This is a genomic window from Nocardioides sp. (assembly GCF_035503875.1).
Classification (GTDB): Bacteria; Actinomycetota; Actinomycetes; order Propionibacteriales; family Nocardioidaceae; genus Nocardioides.
Genome location: NZ_DATJTA010000066.1, coordinates 1 through 21,082, shown reverse-complemented (window position 1 = coordinate 21,082; position 21,082 = coordinate 1). Strand labels below are relative to the sequence as shown.

16 protein-coding genes and 1 pseudogene are annotated in these 21,082 nt (G+C 72.1%); 10 read left to right on the top strand and 7 right to left on the bottom strand.

The window, feature by feature from the left end; genetic code table 11:
* The first annotated feature begins 157 nt into the window (after window positions 1-157).
* Entirely contained in the window at window positions 158-1,453 is a 1,296-nt protein-coding gene (locus VMF51_RS15575) for an HNH endonuclease (protein ID WP_325475370.1), read from the top strand.
* Between the two features lie 217 nt (window positions 1,454-1,670).
* Here VMF51_RS15575 and VMF51_RS15570 read toward each other — a convergent pair whose 3' ends face one another.
* The gene (locus VMF51_RS15570; RefSeq protein WP_325475369.1) at window positions 1,671-2,033 is read right to left on the bottom strand and encodes a hypothetical protein; all 363 of its coding nucleotides are present in this window, start codon (window positions 2,031-2,033) and stop codon (window positions 1,671-1,673) included.
* A gap of 141 nt (window positions 2,034-2,174) precedes the next feature.
* On the opposite strand from VMF51_RS15570, the gene lpdA reads away from it, so the two are divergent.
* Window positions 2,175-3,578, top strand: a complete 1,404-nt coding sequence (lpdA, locus tag VMF51_RS15565) for a dihydrolipoyl dehydrogenase (protein ID WP_325475368.1) — start codon at window positions 2,175-2,177, stop codon at window positions 3,576-3,578.
* A 36-nt stretch (window positions 3,579-3,614) separates the two neighbouring features.
* On the top strand, window positions 3,615-5,393 hold the full coding sequence (gene sucB, locus VMF51_RS15560) for a 2-oxoglutarate dehydrogenase, E2 component, dihydrolipoamide succinyltransferase (RefSeq protein ID WP_325475367.1): 1,779 nt from the start codon (window positions 3,615-3,617) through the stop codon (window positions 5,391-5,393).
* Between the two features lie 17 nt (window positions 5,394-5,410).
* On the opposite strand, the gene VMF51_RS15555 is transcribed toward sucB, so the two are convergent.
* Window positions 5,411-8,551 carry a response regulator gene (locus VMF51_RS15555; RefSeq protein ID WP_325475366.1) on the bottom strand — a complete coding sequence of 1,047 codons (3,141 nt, stop codon included), beginning with the start codon at window positions 8,549-8,551 and terminating at the stop codon, window positions 5,411-5,413.
* Window positions 8,552-8,608: 57 nt separating this feature from the next.
* Between VMF51_RS15555 and VMF51_RS15550 the strand changes: the two genes are divergently transcribed.
* On the top strand, window positions 8,609-9,523 hold the full coding sequence (locus tag VMF51_RS15550; protein ID WP_325475365.1) for a TIGR01777 family oxidoreductase: 915 nt from the start codon (window positions 8,609-8,611) through the stop codon (window positions 9,521-9,523).
* Here the strand turns inward: VMF51_RS15550 and VMF51_RS15545 are convergent.
* Complete coding sequence (locus VMF51_RS15545; protein ID WP_325475364.1) at window positions 9,486-10,022, bottom strand: hypothetical protein; 537 nt, start codon at window positions 10,020-10,022, stop codon at window positions 9,486-9,488. The genes VMF51_RS15550 and VMF51_RS15545 overlap by 38 nt on opposite strands.
* Window positions 10,023-10,087: 65 nt before the next feature.
* On the opposite strand from VMF51_RS15545, the gene lipB reads away from it, so the two are divergent.
* Window positions 10,088-10,801: a lipoyl(octanoyl) transferase LipB gene (gene lipB, locus VMF51_RS15540; protein WP_325475363.1), complete on the top strand. Its 714-nt coding sequence runs from the start codon at window positions 10,088-10,090 to the stop codon at window positions 10,799-10,801.
* 28 nt (window positions 10,802-10,829) lie between these two features.
* Here lipB and VMF51_RS15535 read toward each other — a convergent pair whose 3' ends face one another.
* A complete protein-coding gene (locus VMF51_RS15535) occupies window positions 10,830-12,320 on the bottom strand; it encodes an IPT/TIG domain-containing protein (protein WP_325475362.1) in 1,491 nt (496 codons plus the stop codon).
* 251 nt (window positions 12,321-12,571) lie between these two features.
* On the opposite strand from VMF51_RS15535, the gene VMF51_RS15530 reads away from it, so the two are divergent.
* Genes VMF51_RS15530 through VMF51_RS15515 form a run of 4 tightly spaced genes read left to right on the top strand, consistent with a single transcriptional unit; the run spans window position 12,572 to window position 16,279 of the window.
* Complete coding sequence (locus VMF51_RS15530) at window positions 12,572-13,519, top strand: ABC transporter ATP-binding protein (protein WP_325475361.1); 948 nt, start codon at window positions 12,572-12,574, stop codon at window positions 13,517-13,519.
* Window positions 13,516-14,532, top strand: a complete 1,017-nt coding sequence (locus VMF51_RS15525; RefSeq protein ID WP_325475360.1) for a hypothetical protein — start codon at window positions 13,516-13,518, stop codon at window positions 14,530-14,532. Before VMF51_RS15530 ends, VMF51_RS15525 begins: the two co-directional genes overlap by 4 nt.
* Window positions 14,533-14,585: 53 nt before the next feature.
* On the top strand, window positions 14,586-15,527 hold the full coding sequence (lipA, locus tag VMF51_RS15520) for a lipoyl synthase (protein WP_325475359.1): 942 nt from the start codon (window positions 14,586-14,588) through the stop codon (window positions 15,525-15,527).
* A 44-nt stretch (window positions 15,528-15,571) separates the two neighbouring features.
* Window positions 15,572-16,279: a DUF4191 domain-containing protein gene (locus VMF51_RS15515; protein ID WP_325475358.1), complete on the top strand. Its 708-nt coding sequence runs from the start codon at window positions 15,572-15,574 to the stop codon at window positions 16,277-16,279.
* 84 nt (window positions 16,280-16,363) lie between these two features.
* Here VMF51_RS15515 and VMF51_RS15510 read toward each other — a convergent pair whose 3' ends face one another.
* Entirely contained in the window at window positions 16,364-17,218 is an 855-nt protein-coding gene (locus tag VMF51_RS15510) for an LppX_LprAFG lipoprotein (protein WP_325475357.1), read from the bottom strand.
* Between the two features lie 75 nt (window positions 17,219-17,293).
* Entirely contained in the window at window positions 17,294-17,716 is a 423-nt protein-coding gene (locus tag VMF51_RS15505) for an RDD family protein (protein ID WP_325475356.1), read from the bottom strand.
* A 188-nt stretch (window positions 17,717-17,904) separates the two neighbouring features.
* Between VMF51_RS15505 and glnA the strand changes: the two genes are divergently transcribed.
* Window positions 17,905-19,332, top strand: coding sequence for a type I glutamate--ammonia ligase (gene glnA / locus VMF51_RS15500; protein ID WP_325475355.1), 1,428 nt, complete (start codon window positions 17,905-17,907; stop codon window positions 19,330-19,332).
* A gap of 747 nt (window positions 19,333-20,079) precedes the next feature.
* Here glnA and VMF51_RS15495 read toward each other — a convergent pair.
* Window positions 20,080-21,082 (bottom strand): annotated as a pseudogene (locus VMF51_RS15495) (hypothetical protein); the annotation flags it as partial.

Below are 21,082 nucleotides of genomic sequence, written 5' to 3'. Positions count from 1 at the left end.
GCACGCCGACACGGCACCGCCCGACGCTGGTTGAGGTGCGAAGGACGAAGTCCTGAGCCTCGAAACCCGGTGAGCCGAGAGACGGCGCCGAGCGAGCACTCCCGGCCGCTGTGGATGACGAACCCGGACTGTCGGTGCCCGTATCTACCATCTTCGTATGGCCACTCGGGAACTCCACGACTGCGACAACGCATCCGCGTTGCTCGCCTACCTGGGCGCCCGACGCACTGCGGTGATGCGGGGCGAGGCCGACCAGCTCGCCGCCGCCGTCGCCTGGGCCGGCATGCACTCGACTGATTCGTTGGATGACGCCGCAGTGCTGGTCGCCGGCGCCGAGGACGCGCTGACGATCGCGGGGCCGGGTGCCCCGCTGGTCGCCGAGTTCAGCGTGCTGGAGTTCGCCGCAGCGCTCGGGCTCTCCACCGATGCCGGGCGGATGTATCTGGGTGAGGCGGTCGAGCTGGCCCACCGGCTCCCGCGCCTCTACGCCCGGGTCCAATCGCTGGATCTTCCGGTGTGGAAGGCGCGGCGGATCGCCAAGTCCACCGTCGACCTCCCGATGGCGGGTGCGGCGTACGTCGACGCGCACCTGGCGCCGGTCGCGCACAAGGTGTCCATCGCGCAGCTCGACCGCACCATTGAGGAGGCGCGGGTCCGCTTCGACCCCGACGAAGCCATGGCTCGTCAGGTCGCCGCGCAGGAGGGGCGGCACTTCGACATCGAGACCCGTCAGGTGTCCTTCGACGGCTGCGTCGACGTCCACGGCACCCTCGATCTCGCCGACGCCCTCGACCTCGAAGACGCCGTCGCCCGGCGCGCCCGTGACCTCGGCGCCCTCGGCCTCGACGCGCCACTCGACGTACGGCGCTCCATCGCCGTCGGCGATCTCGCTCGCCGTCAGCTCGCTCTCGACCTGAACACCGACGAGCCTGCAGACGGATCAAAGACGAAGCCGCGGCAGGTCCTGCTGCACGTGCACCTCTCCGAGGCCGCCCTCGCCGGTGCCGGCACCGACCTGGACCTCGCCCGCGTAGAGGAGACCCGCTCGTTCGTCTCGGCCGAGCAGGTCAAGACCTGGTGTGCCAATACCGACACCCAGGTGATCGTGAAGCCGGTCATCGACCTGGCCGATCACGTGCACGTGGATGCCTACGAAGTCCCGGATCGGCTGCGTGAGCGCCAGGTCTTGCTGCAGCACACGTGCGTGTTCCCGTGGTGCCAGAGACGAGCCCGGCGTGCGGACTGCGACCACATCGACCCCGCCGCCCGCGGTGGACCGACCTGCGACTGCAACATCGCACCGCTGTGCCGGCGACATCACCGCGCGAAGACCCACACCCGATGGCGCTACGACAAGACCGACGACACCTCGTTCGTCTGGCGAAGTCCCAACGGGCTCGTCTTCGGACGCGACCACCACGGCACCAGCCCGCTCGACACCCTGCAGCCCTGACCGGCACCGGCCCGTCAGGGCTACAGGCACGCCCTCCCCGCACGCTGGTTGAGGTGCGAGCGCAGCGAGCCTCGAAACCGGGTGAGCCGACCGGTCGCAACGACTACCGGCTGCTTCTCGGGTCGCCGGGTTTCGAGGCTCAGGACTTCGTCCTTCGCACCTCAACCAGCGGGCGGAGTAGGTCAGACCTGCGTCCCCTCCGCCTCAACCAGCGGGGTCAGAGGCCGGGGCGCTTCTGCTGGAGCTTCTGGCGGCGGTTGTAGTCGCGCATCCGTTGGGGGATGCCGACGACGGCGGCGTCGTACGACGGGATCTGGTAGGTGTTGCAGAACTTGTGCGCCCACGCGACGGAGGGCACGCGGCGGCGGGTCCACTCGCCGTCGTGGGCGACCAGGAGCAGGGTCACGTCACTGACGGCGGTACGCGGCTCGACGAACCCCTCGACCCCGCGTCGCTCGGTCACCCACTGGTGCAGGTGCGTCTCGTCGACCTTGTCCGAAGCCCGCACCTGGGTCGACCCGGTGCGGTAGCCGTCGCTCGCCGGCTTGCTCATGCGCGTGCCGCGGCGAAAGCGGTCCATCCAACCCATGGTCCCTAGTCTGCCGTGTCTTCCTCAACGCGCGCTCCACGACGGCGGAAATCGGGCACCGACCCGGTGTGGACGCGCCGCGCGGAAGTGCGAAGATGGTCCGGCGCTTCGACGACCCACGGAAGGAACGCGGTGGCCACCCCCGACAACGGCGACTCCGGCACGACCGGCTTCGACGTACTCGTCCTGGGCGCAGGCTCCGGCGGGTACGCGTGCGCACTGCGCGCCGCGCAGCTCGGCCTGCGCGTCGGCCTGGTGGAGAAGGGGCCGCTCGGCGGCACCTGTCTGCACGTCGGCTGCATCCCCACCAAGGCGCTGCTGCATGCCGCCGAGGTCGCGGACAGCGCGCGCGAGTCGGCTCAGTTCGGGGTCCGCGCGACGTTCGACGGCATCGACATGGCCGCGGTGAACTCCTACAAGGACGGCGTCGTCGGCCGACTGTTCAAGGGCCTGAGCGGCTTGATCGCGAGCCGCGGCATCACCGTCATCGAAGGGGAGGGCAGGATGACCGGCCCTCGCGAGGTGACGGTGGGCGGGTCGACGTACTCCGGACGCCACCTCGTCCTTGCCTCCGGCTCCTACTCCCGCACCCTTCCCGGGCTCGAGATCGACGGCGAGCGGGTCATCACCTCCGAGCAGGCGCTGCGCCTCGACCGGGTGCCCACCTCGGTCGTGGTCCTCGGCGGCGGCGTGATCGGCGTCGAGTTCGCGAGTGTGTGGCGCAGCTTCGGCGCCGACGTCACCATCGTCGAGGCGCTCCCCCGCCTGGTCGCCGCCGAGGACGCCGCCTCGTCGAAGGCCCTCGAGCGCGCGTTCCGCAAGCGTGGCATCGCCTTCCGCACCGGCACGGCCTTCCAGAGCGTCAAGACCACCGACACCGGAGTCGCCGTGACCGTCAAGGGCGGCGACGTCATCGAGGCCGAGCTGCTGCTCGTCGCGGTCGGCCGCGGGCCGAGCACCGACGGTCTCGGGTACGCCGAGCAGGGCGTCGCCATGGAGCGCGGCTTCGTGCTCGCCGACGAGCGCTGCCGCACCAACCTCGACGGCGTGTACGCCGTCGGCGACATCGTCCCCGGACTCCAGCTCGCCCACCGCGGGTTCGCGCAGGGCATCTTCGTCGCCGAGGACATCGCCGGGCTCGACCCGCGACCGATCGACGAGGCCGGCATCCCGCGGGTCACCTACTCCCACCCCGAGCTCGCCTCGGTCGGCCTCACCGAGGACGACGCCGCGGCGACGTACGGCGCCGACGCGATCGAGACGCTCACCTACGACCTCGGCGGCAACGGACGCAGCCAGATCCTGAAGACCCAGGGCTTCGTGAAGCTCGTCCGCCGCACCGACGGCCCCGTCGTCGGCATCCATCTCGCCGGCGACCGGGTCGGCGAGCTGATCGGGGAGGCCCAGCTGATCTACGGCTGGGAGGGGTACCCGGAGGACGTGGCCCCGCTCGTGCACGCCCATCCCACCCAGAACGAGGCCCTCGGCGAGGCACACCTCGCGCTCGCCGGCAAGCCGCTGCACGCTCACTCCTGAACCCATCTCCACCCACAGAGAGACGAAGGAACTCCATTGGCCACCGAAGTCAACCTCCCAGCCCTCGGGGAGTCCGTCACCGAAGGCACCGTCACCCGCTGGCTCAAGCAGGTCGGTGACACGGTCGCGGTCGACGAGCCCCTGCTGGAGGTGTCCACCGACAAGGTCGACACCGAGATCCCCTCCCCGGTCGCCGGCACCCTGCTCGAGATCAAGGCCGAGGAGGACGACACCGTCGAGGTCGGCGCGATCCTCGCGGTGATCGGCGACGAGGGCGAGTCCTCGGGGAGCTCCGAGAGCGCCGCCGAGCCCGAGCAGCAGTCCGAGCCGGAGCCCGAGCCGGAGCCCGAGCAGGAGAAGGCCGAGGAGCCCGCCGCCGCCGAGGAGCCCGCTCCCGCCGCGGAGGAGGCCGAGAAGCCCGCCGCCGAGACCAAGCCGTCCGGTGGCTCCGGCACCGCCGTCACGCTGCCCGCGCTGGGCGAGTCGGTCACCGAGGGCACCGTCACCCGCTGGCTGAAGTCGGTCGGCGATGAGGTCGCCGTCGACGAGCCGCTGCTGGAGGTGTCCACCGACAAGGTCGACACCGAGATCCCCTCGCCCGTCGCCGGCACCCTCCTGGAGATCAAGGCCGAGGAGGACGAGACCGTCGAGGTCGGCGCCGAGCTCGCGATCATCGGCTCGGCCGACGCCGCGCCCGCCGCTCAGGAGCCGGAGCCCGAGCCGGAGCCCGAGCCGGAGCCCGAGCCGGAGCCCGAGCCCGAGCCGGAGCCCGCCCCGAAGGCCGAGGAGCCGAAGGCCGAGCAGCCCGAGCCCGAGCAGCCGAAGGCCCCCGAGCCGCAGCAGGCCGCCAGCACCCCGGCGCCGGCGCAGTCCTCCGGATCCTCCTCGGAGGGCGCCGGGTACGTCACGCCGCTCGTCCGCAAGCTCGCCGGCCAGCACGGCGTCGACCTCGCGTCGGTGACCGGCTCCGGCGTCGGCGGTCGGATCCGCAAGCAGGACATCCTGGAGGCCGCCAAGGCCCAGCAGGCGCCGGCCGCACCGGCCGCCGCCGCTCCCGCTGCCGCCGCTCCGGCCGCGCAGGCCCCGTCGGTCACGCCGTCGCCGCTGCGTGGCACGACCGAGAAGATCAGCCGGCTGCGCAAGATCATCTCCGAGCGGATGGTCGACTCGCTGCAGACGGCGGCCCAGCTGACCCAGGTGGTCGAGGTCGACGTCACCAACGTCGCCCGGCTGCGCGACGCCAAGAAGGCCGACTTCCTGGCGCGCGAGGGCGTGAAGCTGTCGTACCTGCCCTTCTTCACCAAGGCCGCGATCGACGCGCTGAAGGAGCACCCGAAGCTCAACGCGACGATCGACACCGACCAGGGTGAGATCACCTACTACGACCGCGAGAACGTCGCGTTCGCGGTGGACACCGAGAAGGGCCTGCTGACCCCCGTGGTCAAGGACGCGGGCGACCTGTCGATCGCCGGCCTGGCGAAGAAGATCGCCGACGTGGCCGAGCGGACCCGGACCAACAAGATCGGTCCGGACGAGCTCGGTGGCGGCACCTTCACCATCACCAACCTCGGCAGCGTGGGCGCCCTGTGGGACACCCCGATCATCAACAAGCCGCAGGTCGCGATCCTCGGTCCCGGCGCGGTCGTCAAGCGTCCCGTCGTGATCGACGACCCGAACCTCGGCGAGACGATCGCGGTGCGGCACATGGTCTACCTGGCGCTGACGTACGACCACCGCCTGGTCGACGGTGCGGACGCGGGCCGTTTCCTGCAGGACGTGAAGAAGCGGCTGGAGGCCGGCGTCTTCGACGTCTGAGCGACCTCCTCAGCTGGTCACTCTGGGCCGCGCAGCCTTCGGGCTGCGCGGCCCAGCTCGTCCACGGCCTCGATCGTGGCGACCCGCAGTCCGGTGAGCGCCGCCGCGTGCGGGACCCGCCCCTCGCGTGCGGTCTCCTCCAGCTCCGCCGCCAGCGCGGCGAGCCGGGTCAGCCCGAGGTTGGCGGCACTCCCCCGCAGCCCGTGCGCGATCCGGACGACCGCGACCGGGTCCTCGGTCGCGACGGCGTCGTCCAGCTCGGCGACCGCCCGGGGCGCCGAGGCGCCGAACCGGGAGACCATCAGCTGCACGAGCTCCAGGTCGATCCCGTCGTCCTCGACCAGGGTCCGCAGCCGGGTGTCCGCGTCGCCGCTGTGCGCCCAGCGCTCCAGGCTGGCCTCCAGCAGGGCGGGTACGACGGGCTTGCTGAGGAAGTCGTCCATCCCGGCCTCGCGGCAGCGCTCCCGCTCCGCCTCGGTCGCCGCGGCCGTCATCGCCACGATCGGGACCCGCCCCACGTCCCCGGGCATGGCGCGGATCGCCCGGGTCGCGTCGAAGCCGTCCATCACCGGCATCTGGCAGTCCATCAGCACGACGTCGAACCCGCGCGGGTCGTCCGCGAGCATCTCGATCCCGACGGCCCCGTTGTCCGCGAGCCGCAGGTCGTACCCGAGGCGCCTCAGGATCCCCTCGGCGACGAGCTGGTTGACGGGGTTGTCCTCGACCACGAGGACCCGCCCGCGCGAGCCCTCCTCGACGGCCGGATCGGCCTCCGGGGGTGCCACCGGCTGCACCCTCCCGACGAGCGTCGCGAGGGTGTCGAGCAGGCGGGAGGGGAAGACCGGCTTGCCGAGGTAGCTGTCGATCCCGGCCGACGCGAGCCACTCGGCGGTCGGCTCGACGCCCGACGAGAGCAGGGCGAGCCGCAACTCGGTGTACCGCTCCTCGCAGCGGATCGTACGGGCCAGCTGCTCCCCGTCCATGCCCGGCATCATGTAGTCGAGCAGCGCCACGTCGTACGGCGATCCGCCGCGCACCGCGGTGTCCAGCTCGACCAGCGCGTCGTACGCCGACGCGACGGTCTCGGTCTTGACGCCCCAGGCCGAGAGCTGCTCGGCGAGGATGAACCGGTTCGTCTCGTTGTCGTCCACGACCAGGACCCGCAGGTCCTCGACCGCGGCCGCCGGGATCGGCTCCTCAGGGACACCCGCGCCGCTGGGCTCCGCGAAGGCGGCGGTGAACCAGAAGGTGCTCCCGACGCCCGGCTCGCTGCGGACGCCGATCCGGCCGCCCAGGGCCGCGACGATCCGCTCGCTGATGGCGAGTCCGAGGCCGGTGCCGCCGTACTCGCGGGTGGTGGAGCTGTCGGCCTGGGAGAAGGCGTCGAAGAGCCGGGCCTGGACGTCCGGCTCGATGCCGATGCCGGTGTCGGTGACCTCGACGCGCAGGTCCGCGCCGCCGGTGCCGGTGACCCGCACGACGACCTCGCCCTCGTGCGTGAACTTGACCGCGTTGGCGACCAGGTTGGTGATCACCTGCCCGAAGCGCACCGGGTCCCCGCGCACCAGGCTGGGACTCGAGCCGGCGCTGCCGACGACCAGCTCGAGGCCGCGCGCGCTGGCCCGCTCGGCGAGCAGGCTCACGCTCTGCTCGAGCACCTGGCGCGGGTCGAAGTCGACCTCCTCCAGGTCGAGCCGGCCGGCCTCGATCTTGGACAGGTCGAGGATGTCGTTGACCAGGGCGAGCAGTGCCCGCCCCGCCTGGTCGACGCCCTCGGCGAGCCGACGCTGGTGGGAGCTGAGCTCGGTGCGGCCGAGCAGCTCGCTGAGCCCGATCACACCGTTCAGGGGCGTGCGGATCTCGTGGCTCATCGTCGCCAGGAACTCGGACTTCGCGCGGGACGCCTCGACCGCCGCGTCCCGCGCCCGGGCCAGCTCGTTGGCGCTCTCCTCGCGCTCGCAGACGTGGGCGAGGAGGTTCAGCATCTGCCGGAAGATGGCCAGCTCGGAGGTGCGCGGCGGGAGCATCGACCGGCTGTCGGAGGTGACCACGCAGACCACCCGTCCGGCGTGGACGACCGGGCCGGAGACGAGGTAGGTGCCGCGCGGACCGGGCTCGCTCACGAGGGCCGCCGCCTCGACCGCGCGAGCGGCCAGCGCGCGCGCCGCCGTCACGTCCTCGGGACCGATGTCGTGCCAGCCGCTGTCGAAGTGTTGCAGCTCGCCGCTGCCCGGGATCGGGAACGACACCTGGACCGCGGGCCACTGGGTGTGCGGACGGACCACCTCGTCGGCGGCCAGGAGCGCCTCGGGCAGCGTCCGTGCCTCGTTGGCCGCGCCTGCCATGGCGCTGAGGAACGCCAGTCCCTGCTCGTGCGCCTTGGTCTCCGTCACGTCCTGGACGGTGCCGCCCAGGCGCAGCACCGAGCCGTCCTCGGCCCGGGTCACCCGGCCCCGGACGCGGACCCACCGGGTCGGCAGGCCCGGCGCCCGGTCGAGGCGGACGTCCACGTCGAGCGCGTCCTCGCCGGCCATCATCCGGTCGGCGGCCTCCCGCGAGTCGAGCCGGTCGTCGGGGTGCAGCCGCTGGCGGAAGGAGTCCGGCGTCGGCACGAACGTCGCGGGGTCCACCTCGAGCACCCGGTAGAGCTCGTCGGACCAGTGCAGCTCCCCGTCGCCGGCGACGTCGATCTCCCAGCTGCCCATCCCCGCGATCGACTGGGCCTCCGCGAGCTTCAGCTCACCGCGGCGGAGGTCCTCGACGAGCCGCCGCTGCTCGGTGTTGTCCCGGACCCGGAGCAGCCAGCCACGCCGCTCCCCGGACTCGTCGCGCAGCGCCACGTGGCTCACCCGCGCCCAGAAGGTGCTCCCGTCGCGGCGTACCAGCCGGCACTCGATGTCGTCGCCGCGGCCGGCGTCGTCGAACGGCTCGCGGAGGCGTCCACGCAGCCGCTCGCGGCCCTCCTCGTCGAAGGCCCGGGCGAGCGGGAAGCCCACGATCTCCTCGGGATCGAGTCCGAGCAGCTCGGCCAGGCAGCCGTTGCCGTACGTCGTCCGGCCGTCGTCGTCGACGACCCAGAGGCCGTCCGGGACCGCCTGCAGGATCCATGCGCCGAGCTCCCCCAAGCCCGCCGGGTCCGGTGAACCACCGAGATTCATGGCCCCATGCTCCCCCATCCCCGCCGGCCCGGTTTGCCGGCGGTGGAAACTGGGCGCATGCCGACGCAGACGATCGTCATCGCCGGGGCCTCGGGCTTCCTGGGCCGCCACCTCGCCGCCGCCCTGCGCGGTCGCGGACACGCCGTCACGACGCTGGTACGGCGCCCCGCGACCGGCGCCGACGAGTCCACCTGGGACCCGTACGCCGGCCGCTACGACCGGTCCGTCATCGAGGCCGCGGACGTCGTGGTCAACCTCGCCGGCGCGCCCACTCTCGGCAACGTGCACTCCGACCGCTGGGCGCGCGAGCTCATGGAGAGCCGGGTGACGACCACCCGGGTGCTGGCCGAGGCGGTCGCCGCGACGGGTGGCCGGGCGGCGTACCTGGCGGGCAACGGGATCTCCTACTACGGCGACCATGGCGGTCCCGGCGATCCAGTGCTGACCGAGGTCTCCGACACCCGCGGCCAGGCGCTGCTGACCCGGGTCGCCCGCGAGTGGCAGGCGGCCACGGAGCCGGCCGGGGAGGCCGGTGCCCGGGTGGTGGTGCTCCGGACCGCGCCGGTGATGGATCGCCGCAGCGCCCCGCTGAAGCAGCTCGCCCTGCTCTTCCGGTCCGGCCTGGGCGGCCGGCTCGGCTCGGGGCGCCAGCACATGCCGATGGTCTCCCTCGCCGACTGGGTCGGCGGCGTCGTGCACGCGGCGGAGCACGACACGCTCACCGGCCCGGTCAACCTGTGCTGCCCGGTGACGCCGACCAACGCGGAGTTCACCCGGACCCTCGCCGGGCTGCTACACCGTCCGGCGGTCGCCACGGTCCCCGGCCCGCTCCTGAGCCTGGCGGCGGGACCGATGGCGCCCGAGCTCCTCGGCTCGCTCAACGTCCGCCCGGCCGCGTTGGAGGCCGCGGGCTACGCCTTCGAGCACCCCGACGTCAGCGCGGTGCTGCGGGCGGGCCTGGCAGCGTCCTGACCGAGACGACGCGCCAGGTCCCGTCGGCTCGGTCCAGGACGATCCGGCGGGTGCTCCAGCCGTCGCGCGGCAGCAGGCTGCGCGTACGACGGCCGACCGCCTCCCCGCCCGCGAGCCGATCCGTGACGACCAGCTCCCGTCGCGCTCCGTCGGCCTCGTCGGCGTGCACGTCGAGGACCTGCATCCGCAGGCCCTGCACGCGCAGCCCCCGGTCCAGCCACCGGCGCAGCATCGCGACGTCCTGGCGACCGGCCCGGCTGCCGGGAACGTAGAGATCAGCCAGGCCCTCGGGATCGCCCGCGGCCCAGGCCGCGGCCCGGCGCCGGTCCCAGTCCGCGAGGACGGCGACGGCCTCGGCACGCGGAGGCGCCGCTCGCCCCGACGACGCGTCCAGCTGCGGGGACGGGCGGCGCGCGTCGAGCAGCGCGAGCGACGCCGCGACCAGGACGGTGACGGCCAGCAGCGCCAGAACGACGAGCGGCAGCCGCGGAGGGGTCACGGCTCCGTTCCTACCGGTCCTCGGGCCGGCCCGCGACCGCTCCTCCACAGGCGTAGGGTCGAGGGGTGAACTTCGAGGACGCCGGACTGGTCGACTACCTCGCCGCCTGGGAGCTGCAGCGCCAGGTGCACGCCCGCGTCGCGGACGGCGAGCAGTCCGACACCGTGCTGCTGCTGGAGCACCCGCCGGTCTTCACGGCCGGCAAGCGGACCCAGCCCCACGACCGGCCGCTCGACCCGAACGGCGCTCCCGTCGTCGACGTCGACCGCGGCGGCACCATCACCTTCCACGGCCCCGGCCAGCTCGTCGGCTACCCGATCGTGGCCCTGCCCGACCACGTCAAGGTCGTCGACTACGTCCGCCGCGTCGAGGAGGCCCTGATCCAGGTGTGCGCCGACTTCGGCGTGACCACCGCGCGGGTGCCCGGGCGCAGCGGCGTGTGGCTGCGCGCCGACGACCGTGGCCCCGAGCGGAAGATCGCCGCGATCGGCATCCGGGTCAGCCGCGGCGTGACCATGCACGGCTTCTCCCTGAACTGCGACGTCGACCTGAGCTGGTTCGACCGCTTCGTCCCCTGCAGCATCGACGACGCCGGCGTCACCTCGCTCTCGGCCGAACTCGGCCGCGACGTCCCGGTGTTCGAGGTGCTCCCGTCGGTACGCCGCCACCTGGGTGACCTGCTCGCCTGGACGCCGTACGACGCCACGCCCGACTACGACGCGCGCCCGGACCCGGCCAAGGGTCCGCGGATCGAGCTGCTCACGCCCACCTCGCCCTAGCGCCGGAGCGCCGGCACGACCGCGACGTTCACGGGACCAGGTCGAGCCCGGGGACGAGGGTGGCGGAGCGAACGGTCTGCCTGAAGTCACCGCCGGGCAGGACCCAGCCGTACCCCCACACGGACACGCGGCCATCGGCGTGGAGCGCGTGGAAGCGACCGTTGGCGGCAGCGATCCCGACGACGCCGGACACGCCCGGCACCTGAGTGGGCGCGAGACGGGTGCCCTCCCCGGGCGCGCCGCCCGCGGGGTCGCAGTAGGTGCACGCTCCCCAGCCCCAGACGGTCCCATCGCTCCTCAGCGCGAGGCCCTGCGGGCCGATGCCCGCGCTGTCGGTGACGTGGGTCAGCGACGTCCTCGTCGGGGTGCGCACCGGCGGGCCGGAGAACCCCAGGCCCGCGGCTCCCCCGGCCTCGCCGTCGTTGACCCCCCAACCCCACAGGCTCCCATCGGCGGTGACGGCGTTCACGCTCCCCAACCCGACGCGCACTCGGGCGACGCCGCCCAGGGACCCCACCTGCCGCGGCAGGGCGCTGGAGCCGGCGGCGTCCAGGCCCAGGGCGGGGCCCGCCCCGAGGCCCCAGAGCGTGCGGTCGTGCCTGATGACGAGGACGTTGGACGCGCCCGCAACGACGTCCCTGACCTGGCGCAGCGAGGTCAGCCGGACGGGGAGCTTGGTCATGTGGCGGCCACCGCCGAACTCCTTCGCCGTCTCCCATCCCCAGCCGAGCACGGAGCCGTCGGCCGTGCGGGCGACGGTCTTGTCCCCCGCCGCCGAGATCTGGACCACCGGTACGTCGAGCAGCGCCCGGCTGGGCAGCAGCCGTACGCCGAGGCGACCGTCGCCGGCCTGTCCGGCGGTGGCGGCGCCCCAGGACCACACTTGTCCGCCGGCGGTGAGCGCGGCGGCGTGACTCGATCCCGCGGTGACCGCCACGATGCAGCCGAGTCCCTTCACCCGCACCGGACCGGGTGCTGGAGTCTCGTTGCCCTGGCCCAGCACGCCGTACTGGGCGGCGCCCCAGGCGAAGACGGCGCCGTCGCGGCGCAGGGCGACGCTGAAGCGGTTCCCCGCCGCGACCGCCGGGCGGGCCACCCGGCCGGCGTAGGTGAACCGGGTCCGCTGGGTGACCCGGCTGGCACCGGCCCTGGTCCGCACCACCACGCGTGCGACCGTCCGGGCGCAGGTGGGCGCCTCGGGCGTCCGGATGACGATGCGGTTGCGACGCGCCGCCAGCACGGTGGCGGTTCGCCCACCGACAGCGACCCGCGTGGGGCGGGCCAGGTTCCTGCCCGAGATCACCACCCGGGTGCCGCCCGCGGTCGGACCGGACGCGGGCGCGACCTTCGTGACTCTCGGCCGGGCTCGCTTCGGACCCGGTCTCGGCTTCGCCCGGTCGAGCTCGGCGACCTCGTGTCCGGCCCGTGCGGGGGCGGCCGAACCGGCTGCGGGGCCCGCCCCGGTCACCCAGAGCGCGGACGAGCAGGCGAGGACGACGAGGATCGTGAAGGAACGCATGGGGACTCCCCGGGTCGAGCGGTCCCCGAGCGTCCGCGCGGCCGCCGCGACCACCGCTGGTCACCGCACGGCCCTGCTGGTGCGTCCACCCTGGGTGCGCCCGCCCGGGAGGTCAAGAGAGCCCTCGGCCCCGGTGGGCACGGTCTGGACCTCTCGGCGCGTTCGTCCTCCAGGCAACCAAAGCGGCTGCTTGGATCGTCTGAGCATGGGACCGGACGATCGCCGGTCGCACCCGCGGCGAGAGGCAGCACGTGACGGACCTGGTGATCGAGACCTCGGGACTCCGCAAGGAGTTCCGCAACCGGAAGGGTCGACGGGTGGCCGTGCAGGGCCTCGACCTCGCGGTGCCGGCCGGCGGGGTGCACGGGTTCCTCGGACCCAACGGGTCGGGCAAGACCACCACGATCCGGATGCTCCTCGGCCTGGCCCGCGCCACCAGCGGCTCGATGCGCCTGTTCGGCCGCCCGGTGCCCGAGGCGCTGCCCGAGGTGATCGGCCGGGTCGGCGCCGTGGTCGAGTCGCCGAAGTTCTCGCCCAACTTCACCGGCCGGCAGAACCTGCTGCTGCTGGCCCGCTCCATCGGTGCGCCCGACGGCCGCGTCGACGCCGCCGTGCAGACGGTGGGCCTCACCGGTCGCGACGGGGACCGCTACAAGAGTTACTCCCTCGGCATGAAGCAGCGGCTCGCGATCGCCGCCACCCTGCTCAAGGACCCGCGGCTGCTGATCCTCGACGAGCCGACCAACGGCCTCGACCCCGCCGGGATCCGGGAGATCCGCGAGACCATCCGCACCCTCGGCGAGTCCGGCGTGACGGTGCTGCTGAGCTCGCACATCCTGGCCGAGGTCCAGCAGGTGTGCACCTCCGCGACCATCATCGGCAACGGGCGGCTGCTCGCCTCCGGGACCGTCGACGACCTGCTCGGGTCGAGTACGGCGTACCGCGTCGCCGTCCCGGACCCCGTGGCCGGGAGCGCCGCGCTCGTCGCGGCCGGCCTGACGCCCGTTCCCGATCCCGCCGGCGGGCTGCGCGTCGAGACCGAGGACCCCGCCGCGGTGACCCGAGCCCTCGCCGGCGCCGGGATCTGGCTCACCGAGCTGACGCCGCTGCGCCCCGACCTGGAGACGTTCTTCCTCCAGCTGACCGCCGCCGACAACCTGGCGACGTCCGCCGACGCGACGATCGGGGCGGGCCGATGATCCCCCTGCTGCGCGTCGAGCTCACCCGGCTCCGCTGGCGGCGAGCGGTCTGGCTGCTGCTGGCCGTCGCCGTCGTCGTCCCGACGATCATCGTGATCTCGGCGATCCTGACCAGCCGACCGCCCTCCGCCGAGGAACTGACGCGGATCGAGCAGATGGTCGCCGAGGAGCGCGAGCAGCCCCACGTCCAGCAGGAGCTCGAGAGCTGCGTCGACGACCCGGACATGTACGGCGTCTCCCCCGGCGTCACCGACCTCGAGGCAGAGTGCGCGTCGATGGTGGAGCCGCAGGTCGAGTGGTACAGCAGCTACGAGCCGCTGAGCCTGCGCGACCAGATGGACTTCGGCGAGGGCGTCGCCGTCGTCACGGTGCTGACCCTGCTGCTGATGCTCGCCGGGACCACGTTCATCGGGCACGACTGGAACAGCGGGTCGATGAGCAACCAGCTGCTCTTCGAGTCGCGGCGCGGCCGGATCTGGGCGGCCAAGGGCCTCGTCGTGACGCTGACGGCCTTCGTGGTCGCGGCCGTCGTCTCGTCGGCGTACTGGCTGCTGCTGTGGGCGGTGGCGCGATCGCGCGACCTGCCGAGCGGGACCGGCCTGCTCGTCGACAGCCTGCAGTTCGGCCTGCGCGGCGCGCTCTTCGCCGCGGGGGCGGCGCTGGCCGGCTTCGCCCTCACCATGCTGTTCCGCAGCACGGTCGCCACGATCGGGGTGCTGTTCGCGCTCTCGGTCGGCGCCGGGGTGCTGATCGCCGTGATCGGCCTCTCCGGCAGCTGGCAGCCCGGCCCCAACCTCGAGGCGATCGCCAAGAACGGGACGACGTACTGGGTCGAGATCCCGGAGCACTGCTACCGGCAGATGGAGAGCGGGAACGAGGAGGTGCCGCCGAACTCCGAGTGCGACGACTCCCGGGACCTCTCACTCACCCAGGGCGCCACCTACTACGGCGTCCTGCTGCTCGGCAGCTCGGTGCTCTCGGCCGTCTCGTTCCGCCGACGGGACGTGCCGTAGCCCACCCCCGCCGGATCGGTTCGGGTGGGGGCAGCGGCGTACAGTTGCTCGATGTGACGCAAGCTCCCGCCCCCGAAGGTCGCAAGCTCCTCCGCCTCGAGGTCCGCAACGCCGAGACCCCCATCGAGCGCAAGCCGTCGTGGATCAAGACCAGGGCGAAGATGGGGCCGGAGTACACCGAGCTGATGGGCCTGGTGAAGTCCGAGGGTCTCCACACGGTCTGCCAGGAGGCCGGCTGTCCCAACATCTTCGAGTGCTGGGAGGACCGCGAGGCGACGTTCCTCATCGGCGGTGACCAGTGCACCCGACGTTGCGACTTCTGCCAGATCGACACCGGCAAGCCCCAGGCCCTCGACCTCGACGAGCCGCGCCGGGTCGCGGAGTCGGTGCAGAAGATGGAGCTGAAGTACGCCACCATCACCGGCGTCGCCCGCGACGACCTGGAGGACGGCGGCGCCTGGCTGTACGCCGAGACCGTGCGCGCCATCCACGAGCTCAACCCCGGCACCGGGGTGGAGAACCTCATCCCCGACTTCAACGGCAAGCCCGACCTGCTGGCCGAGGTCTTCGAGTCCCGGCCCGAGGTGCTGGCCCACAACGTCGAGACGGTCCCGCGGATCTTCAAGCGGATCCGCCCCGCCTTCCGCTACGAGCGCTCCCTCGACGTGCTCACCCAGGCCCGGGCGTTCGGGCTGGTCACCAAGTCCAACCTGATCCTCGGCATGGGCGAGACCCGCGACGAGGTCTCGCAGGCGCTGCGCGACCTGCACGACGCCGGGTGCGACCTCGTCACCATCACCCAGTACCTCCGGCCCTCGCTGCGGCACCACCCCGTCGAGCGCTGGGTCAAGCCGGAGGAGTTCGTGGAGCTGCAGGCCGAGGCGATGGAGATCGGCTTCGCGGGCGCCCTGTCCGGCCCGCTCGTTCGTTCGTCCTACCGCGCCGGGCGGCTGTACCGTCAGGCCATCGAGGCCCGCGCCGGCGCGTCGGCCTGATCCACCCGTCCACCAGCACTTCGGCAGATAGGCAGCAGCACCGCATGGCCAACCCGAACCCCGCCGCTGACATGAGCCGGCGGCAGCAGTTCGTCGAGACCTACCGTCTCACCAAGAAGACCGACCCCCGCATCGGTCTGGTGCTGCTCGCGACCTTCGTCGTCGCCGCCGCGGCCGGATTCGCGATCTTCTGGCTGCTCCCCGGCTCCGGCGTCATCGCCTGGATCATGTCGGTCGTCGGCGCGCTGCTGTTCGGTGCGCTGGCCACGATGATCCTGTTCGGACGGCGCGCCCAGCGCTCGGCGTACTCCCAGATGGAGGGGCAGCCCGGCGCGGCCGCGGCCGCCCTCCGGATGCTGCGCCGCGGCTGGGTCACCGAGCCCGCGATCGCGTTCAACCGCCAGCAGGACGTCGTCCACCGGCTGGTCGGCCCTCCGGGCATCGTGCTCATCGGCGAGGGCAACCCGACCCGGGTGCGCCAGTTGCTGACCGCCGAGCACCGCAAGCACGAGCGCGTCGTCGTCGACGCCCCGATCCACGACATCGTCTGCGGCCGCGGCGAGGGCGAGGTGCCGCTGCCCAAGCTGGTGCGGCACGTGCAGAAGCTCGGCCGCCAGGTCAAGGGTCCGGAGATCACCGACATCCTCAACCGGCTCAAGGCCATCGACGCGCGCCGGGGCACGGTCCCGCTGCCGAAGGGTCCCGTGCCGACCAGCATGAAGGGCATGCGCGGCAACCTGCGCGGCCGCTGACCCGCACTCCCCCGGCACTCCGCAACAACGGCGCCGGCCCCGCGATCCGATCGCGGGGCCGGCGCCGTTCGTCGTCGTGCGGGATCAGCCCGCGGCGGTCATGCCCGGGAAGTCCGTGACCTGGCTCGCCGGCGGCGCCTCGATCGTGACGTCCTTGCCCCAGTCGGTGAAGTCCATGGTGACCGAGCCGAGCGTCGAGCCCATGTCCATCTCCATCCGGCGGAACAGGTCGTCGGCGAAGTAGACGGTGTAGCTGAACTCGTCGGGCAGGTCGACGCCCTCCGGCAGCTCCTGACCCTGCGCCTTCAGCACCTCGGCCGCGTCGACGTTGACCTCGTACGCGTCCGCCGACTCGCCGTCGACGTCCTGCTCGCCCTGGTAGGTCACCGAGGTGAGCCCGTCCTCGAACTGCTCGAACATCGCCTTCGGGTCCAGCTGGGTGGTGAAGCTCTGGCCCAGCGGGTTGTCGGGGTCGTTGAGGTCGAGCTTGAAGTACTTCTCGTCAGCGCCCATGCCCGGGATCTTCATGTACATCACGCCGTCGACCATCACGGCCTCGATGCCGGAGCCCGGCATCATGCCGCCGCTCATCGTCAGCTGCATGTCGACCGGGTTCTGGGTGTAGTCGGCGTCGCCCTCGCCCGTCATCTCGCCCGCCGCCGTGCTCATGTCCATCGTCATGTGCACGGTGGTGGCGTCCTCGAAGGCTCCCTCGAAGACCTTCATGAAGGCGTCCGGCTCGATCTCCTCGCCCTCGGCGACGGCCGGAGCGGCGTCGGTCCCGTCGTCCGCACCCTCGTCCGTCGAGGCGGGGGTGGAGGAGGAGGGCTCCTTGGCGGCCGAGCCGCCGTCGTCGCCGCAGGCGACGAGCGTGGTCAGGGCCAGGGGCGCGAGGGCGGCGACGGCGAGCCGACGGGCGGGCAGGGTACGGCGGGACATGGGAGGCGACCTTTCTCGGGGAGTCCTCCCGAGCCTAGCCAGGGGCCGGATGGCCGAAACCGCCGAAGGTGCTGGTCAGGGCCGGTCGGCGCGGCCGGTGATCGAGCGCCAGGTCTGCAGGTCGACGGTCGCCGAGCCGGCGACGATGTCGTGCAGGCCGCGGCCGTCGGGGCGGTAGACGAGCGGCGGGATCACCAGCGCGATCATCACCGAGCGGATCAGCGCCTGGAGCAGGCCGATCGGGCGCGGGTCCCCGTCGACCCGGACCACCCGGAGCCGGGTCGCGAGCTTGCCGAACGAGCCGCCGGCCAGGGCCGTGAAGAGCGCCGACTCGACGACGTACACGGCCAGGACCAGCCACGGCGCCCGGCTGCCGGTCTCGCCGTACGCGTCGATCCCGATGAAGGCGATGACCACCAGCGTCGAGGCGAGCCAGTCGACGAGGAGAGCGATCACGCGTCGGGCCCAGCTGGTCGTCTCGAAGGTCGGCGAGGTCACGCCGGTCAGGGTAGAGGGGCGCCGTCGGGGGCCGGGATCCGGCGTACCTGTTACGTCGGTGAAACAAAGCGGCAATCGCCTGGCAACGGCCCCTGCGCTAGGTTTCGAGGACCAGCCGGCGCATCGTGGCACCGGACCTTACGCACTCTGCACCACGGCCGCGGCCCGCCCGCAGCCAAGGAGGATGAATGTTCCAGAACAGCGACGAGCTGCTCAAGTACATCAAGGACGAGGGCGTCGAGATGGTCGACGTCCGCTTCTGCGACCTGCCGGGCATCATGCAGCACTTCACGGTCCCGGTGTCCTCGTTCGACCAGTCGGTCTTCGACGACGGCCTCGGCTTCGACGGCTCGTCGATCCGCGGCTTCCAGGCGATCAACGAGTCCGACATGTCGCTGTTCCCGGACCCGACCACGGCGTACATCGACCCGTTCCGCAAGTCGAAGACGCTGAACCTCAACTTCTTCATCCACGACCCGATCACCGGCGAGGCCTACTCCCGCGACCCGCGCAACATCGCGCGCAAGGCGCTGGCCCACCTGGAGACGACCGGCATCGCGGACACCGCGTTCTTCGCCCCCGAGGCCGAGTTCTACATCTTCGACAACGTCCGCTACTCCACGGGCGTCAACGAGGGCTACTACCACATCGACTCCGTCGAGGGCTGGTGGAACTCCGGCAAGGAGACCGAGGGCCAGGCCAACCTCGGCTACAAGACCCGCCTCAAGGGCGGCTACTTCCCCGTCGAGCCGTACGACCACTACAGCGACCTGCGCGCCGACATGGTCAAGAACCTCGAGGCCTGCGGCCTCCAGGTCGAGCGCGCCCACCACGAGGTCGGCACCGCGGGCCAGGCGGAGATCAACTACCGCTTCGACACGCTGCTCAAGGCCGCCGACGACGTGATGAAGTTCAAGTACCTCATCAAGAACACCGCTTGGCAGCAGGGCAAGTCGGTCACCTTCATGCCGAAGCCGATCTTCGGCGACAACGGCTCGGGCATGCACGTGCACCAGTCGCTGTGGAAGGGCGGCGAGCCGCTGTTCTACGACGAGACCGGGTACGGCGGCCTCTCGGACATGGCCCGCTGGTACATCGGCGGCATCCTCAAGCACGCCCCGTCGCTGCTGGCCTTCACCAACCCGACGGTGAACTCCTACCACCGCCTGGTCCCCGGCTTCGAGGCCCCGATCTCGCTGGTCTACTCCTCGCGCAACCGCTCCGCCTCGGTCCGGATCCCGATCACCGGCTCCAACCCGAAGGCCAAGCGCGTCGAGACCCGCTTCCCCGACCCGTCGGCGAACCCCTACCTCGCGTTCTCGGCCCTGATGCTCGCCGGCCTCGACGGCGTCAAGAACAAGATCGAGCCCGCCGCCCCGATCGACAAGGACATCTACGAGCTCCCGCCGGACGAGATGGCCGAGATCGACCAGGTCCCGACCTCGCTCGGCGCGGTCCTCGACGCCCTCGAGGCCGACCACGAGTTCCTCACCCAGGGCAACGTCTTCACGCCCGACCTGATCGAGACCTGGATCGACTACAAGCGCGTCAACGAGATCGCCCCCGTGCAGCTGCGCCCGCACCCGCACGAGTTCGAGCTCTACTACGACATCTGATTGAGCGCGGCTGGCTGGCCGCCTCCTTGGTGCCTGAAACGGCCCCTGACCTGCGAAGACGTCTTCCGACGTCTGTCAGCGTCAGGGGTCGTTTCTCGTTGACGTGTGCCCTCAGTGTGTCCTCGGCGCGCACCGATAGCTCCGTGCCCAGTCGTCGAGAAGCACGAACTCGACCGAAGAGGAGCCATGTGCCAAGGCATCGACCCCGACGCGAGCCGTCTTGGCACGCTCCTCTCATTGGCCGCGGCCGGCGGGCGTTCTTGGAGTCTCGGCCATCGCCCGCACCGGCTGTGATCGCTCTACCATCGCCCCATGACGTGGTCCTCTGGTCGAAGGCACGCGGCTCATCGCGCTGCGAATGAGATGCCCTCGTGGAGGAGCGAGTCGGCCGGACCTCCCAAGAGGCCACCTGCCAACGCGTGGTCTCGCGCGGTAGCCACCGCCGGATGGTTCGCACTTCTCGGGTTCAGTACGGGGCTGTTCGGATTGCTGATAGACCGGCCATTGGTGTGCCAGGTCGGGCTAGCGGCGGGTGTGACCGCCGGCCTGACCCGCTACCTCCTGGAGTGGTTCGCTCCACGCGCGGAGATCGGTCTTAGCCGGTGAACGATCCAGCGGTTGACGGAACGCCCCGACACCGCTCGTCGTGCACATGATGAGGCGCGTACGTCTTGACGCCGCGAGCGCAGGAGCCTCGCCACCGACGATCCACTGTGGTCCGAGCTGGTCGCTCGACGCCGCAGACCGTCAGTCGTCTGACCGCGAGGGGGCGCGCTGTACTGACCCATCGACCAGGTGGGTGCCGGTGGGGTCGACGAGGCGTTGTAGCCCGTGGGGTGTGGTCCACAGGTAGGTCGTGCGGTCGAGCTGGTCGACGGTGTAGCCCAGGTGGGTCTTGGCGCGGTGATGTCGCCGGGCCAATGGGGCGGCGTTGTGGTCGCCGGTCTGGCCCGGTGGTCCGCCGGGGTCGTACGGGACGGCGTGGTCGAGGTCGACCCGTCGGGTCAGGGTCGTGGAGTGGGGGAACGCGTCGGCCGGGACGAGGACGGCAGTGCGGTCACGGACGCTGGTGGGGTGCTCATAGGCGTCCACCGCCACGGACCCGGCGAGGTCGAGGACCGGGCGGAGGGTCACGTTCGCGTGCGCGAGGAGCCGGACCACCTGGCCGAGGAGCAGGGGGCCGAGCTCCTCCACTCGCGCCACCCCGACACCGGCGTCCAGTGCGGCCTGGTGCAGATGGACGTGCAACACCGCACCCGGACGACGACGCTTCCGCTCCGCGCCCGATGCGTCCTGCGTGTCGGCGGTGTCGGTGCCGTCGAGGATCCCGAGCAGTTCGGCCAGGTCGTGGGGGCGGGCCAGCCAGCCCAGTGCCACGGCCCGGAGCTCGTCCTTGCTCACGTCGGCGGGGAGGTCGGGGTGGTGGGTGGCGCGCAGGTCGTCGTCGGTGGCGAGGAGGTCGGCGACCCGGTCGATGGTGGCGTCGACCCAGACCGCGTCGGCGGTCTCGAGGCGGGCGATCAGCATCCGCAGGCCGTGCTCGTCGGCTGGGGTCAGCACGACCCCGCGGTGGCGGCGCTGCTCGGCGACGCGTTCGGCGTGCGCCTGGGTGTCGGCCTCGATGATCTTGGCCTCGGCGATCCGCAGCACCCGACCCGGGGCGCAGGCCACCGCGGCGGCGACCGCGGCGTCCACGAGCGCGACCCGGTGCCGGTCCAGGCCCCGGCTCATCGAGGCGACCTTGCAGGCC

What these genes read in the sequence shown, in the direction of transcription:
- VMF51_RS15575 (WP_325475370.1), top strand. Translation starts at nt 158, where the DNA reads ATGGCCACTCGGGAACTCCACGACTGCGACAACGCATCCGCGTTGCTC.
- VMF51_RS15570 (WP_325475369.1), bottom strand. Translation starts at nt 2,033, where the DNA reads ATGGACCGCTTTCGCCGCGGCACGCGCATGAGCAAGCCGGCGAGCGAC.
- VMF51_RS15555 (WP_325475366.1), bottom strand. Translation starts at nt 8,551, where the DNA reads ATGAATCTCGGTGGTTCACCGGACCCGGCGGGCTTGGGGGAGCTCGGC.
- VMF51_RS15550 (WP_325475365.1), top strand. Translation starts at nt 8,609, where the DNA reads ATGCCGACGCAGACGATCGTCATCGCCGGGGCCTCGGGCTTCCTGGGC.
- VMF51_RS15535 (WP_325475362.1), bottom strand. Translation starts at nt 12,320, where the DNA reads ATGCGTTCCTTCACGATCCTCGTCGTCCTCGCCTGCTCGTCCGCGCTC.
- VMF51_RS15525 (WP_325475360.1), top strand. Translation starts at nt 13,516, where the DNA reads ATGATCCCCCTGCTGCGCGTCGAGCTCACCCGGCTCCGCTGGCGGCGA.
- VMF51_RS15515 (WP_325475358.1), top strand. Translation starts at nt 15,572, where the DNA reads ATGGCCAACCCGAACCCCGCCGCTGACATGAGCCGGCGGCAGCAGTTC.
- VMF51_RS15510 (WP_325475357.1), bottom strand. Translation starts at nt 17,218, where the DNA reads ATGTCCCGCCGTACCCTGCCCGCCCGTCGGCTCGCCGTCGCCGCCCTC.
- glnA (WP_325475355.1), top strand. Translation starts at nt 17,905, where the DNA reads ATGTTCCAGAACAGCGACGAGCTGCTCAAGTACATCAAGGACGAGGGC.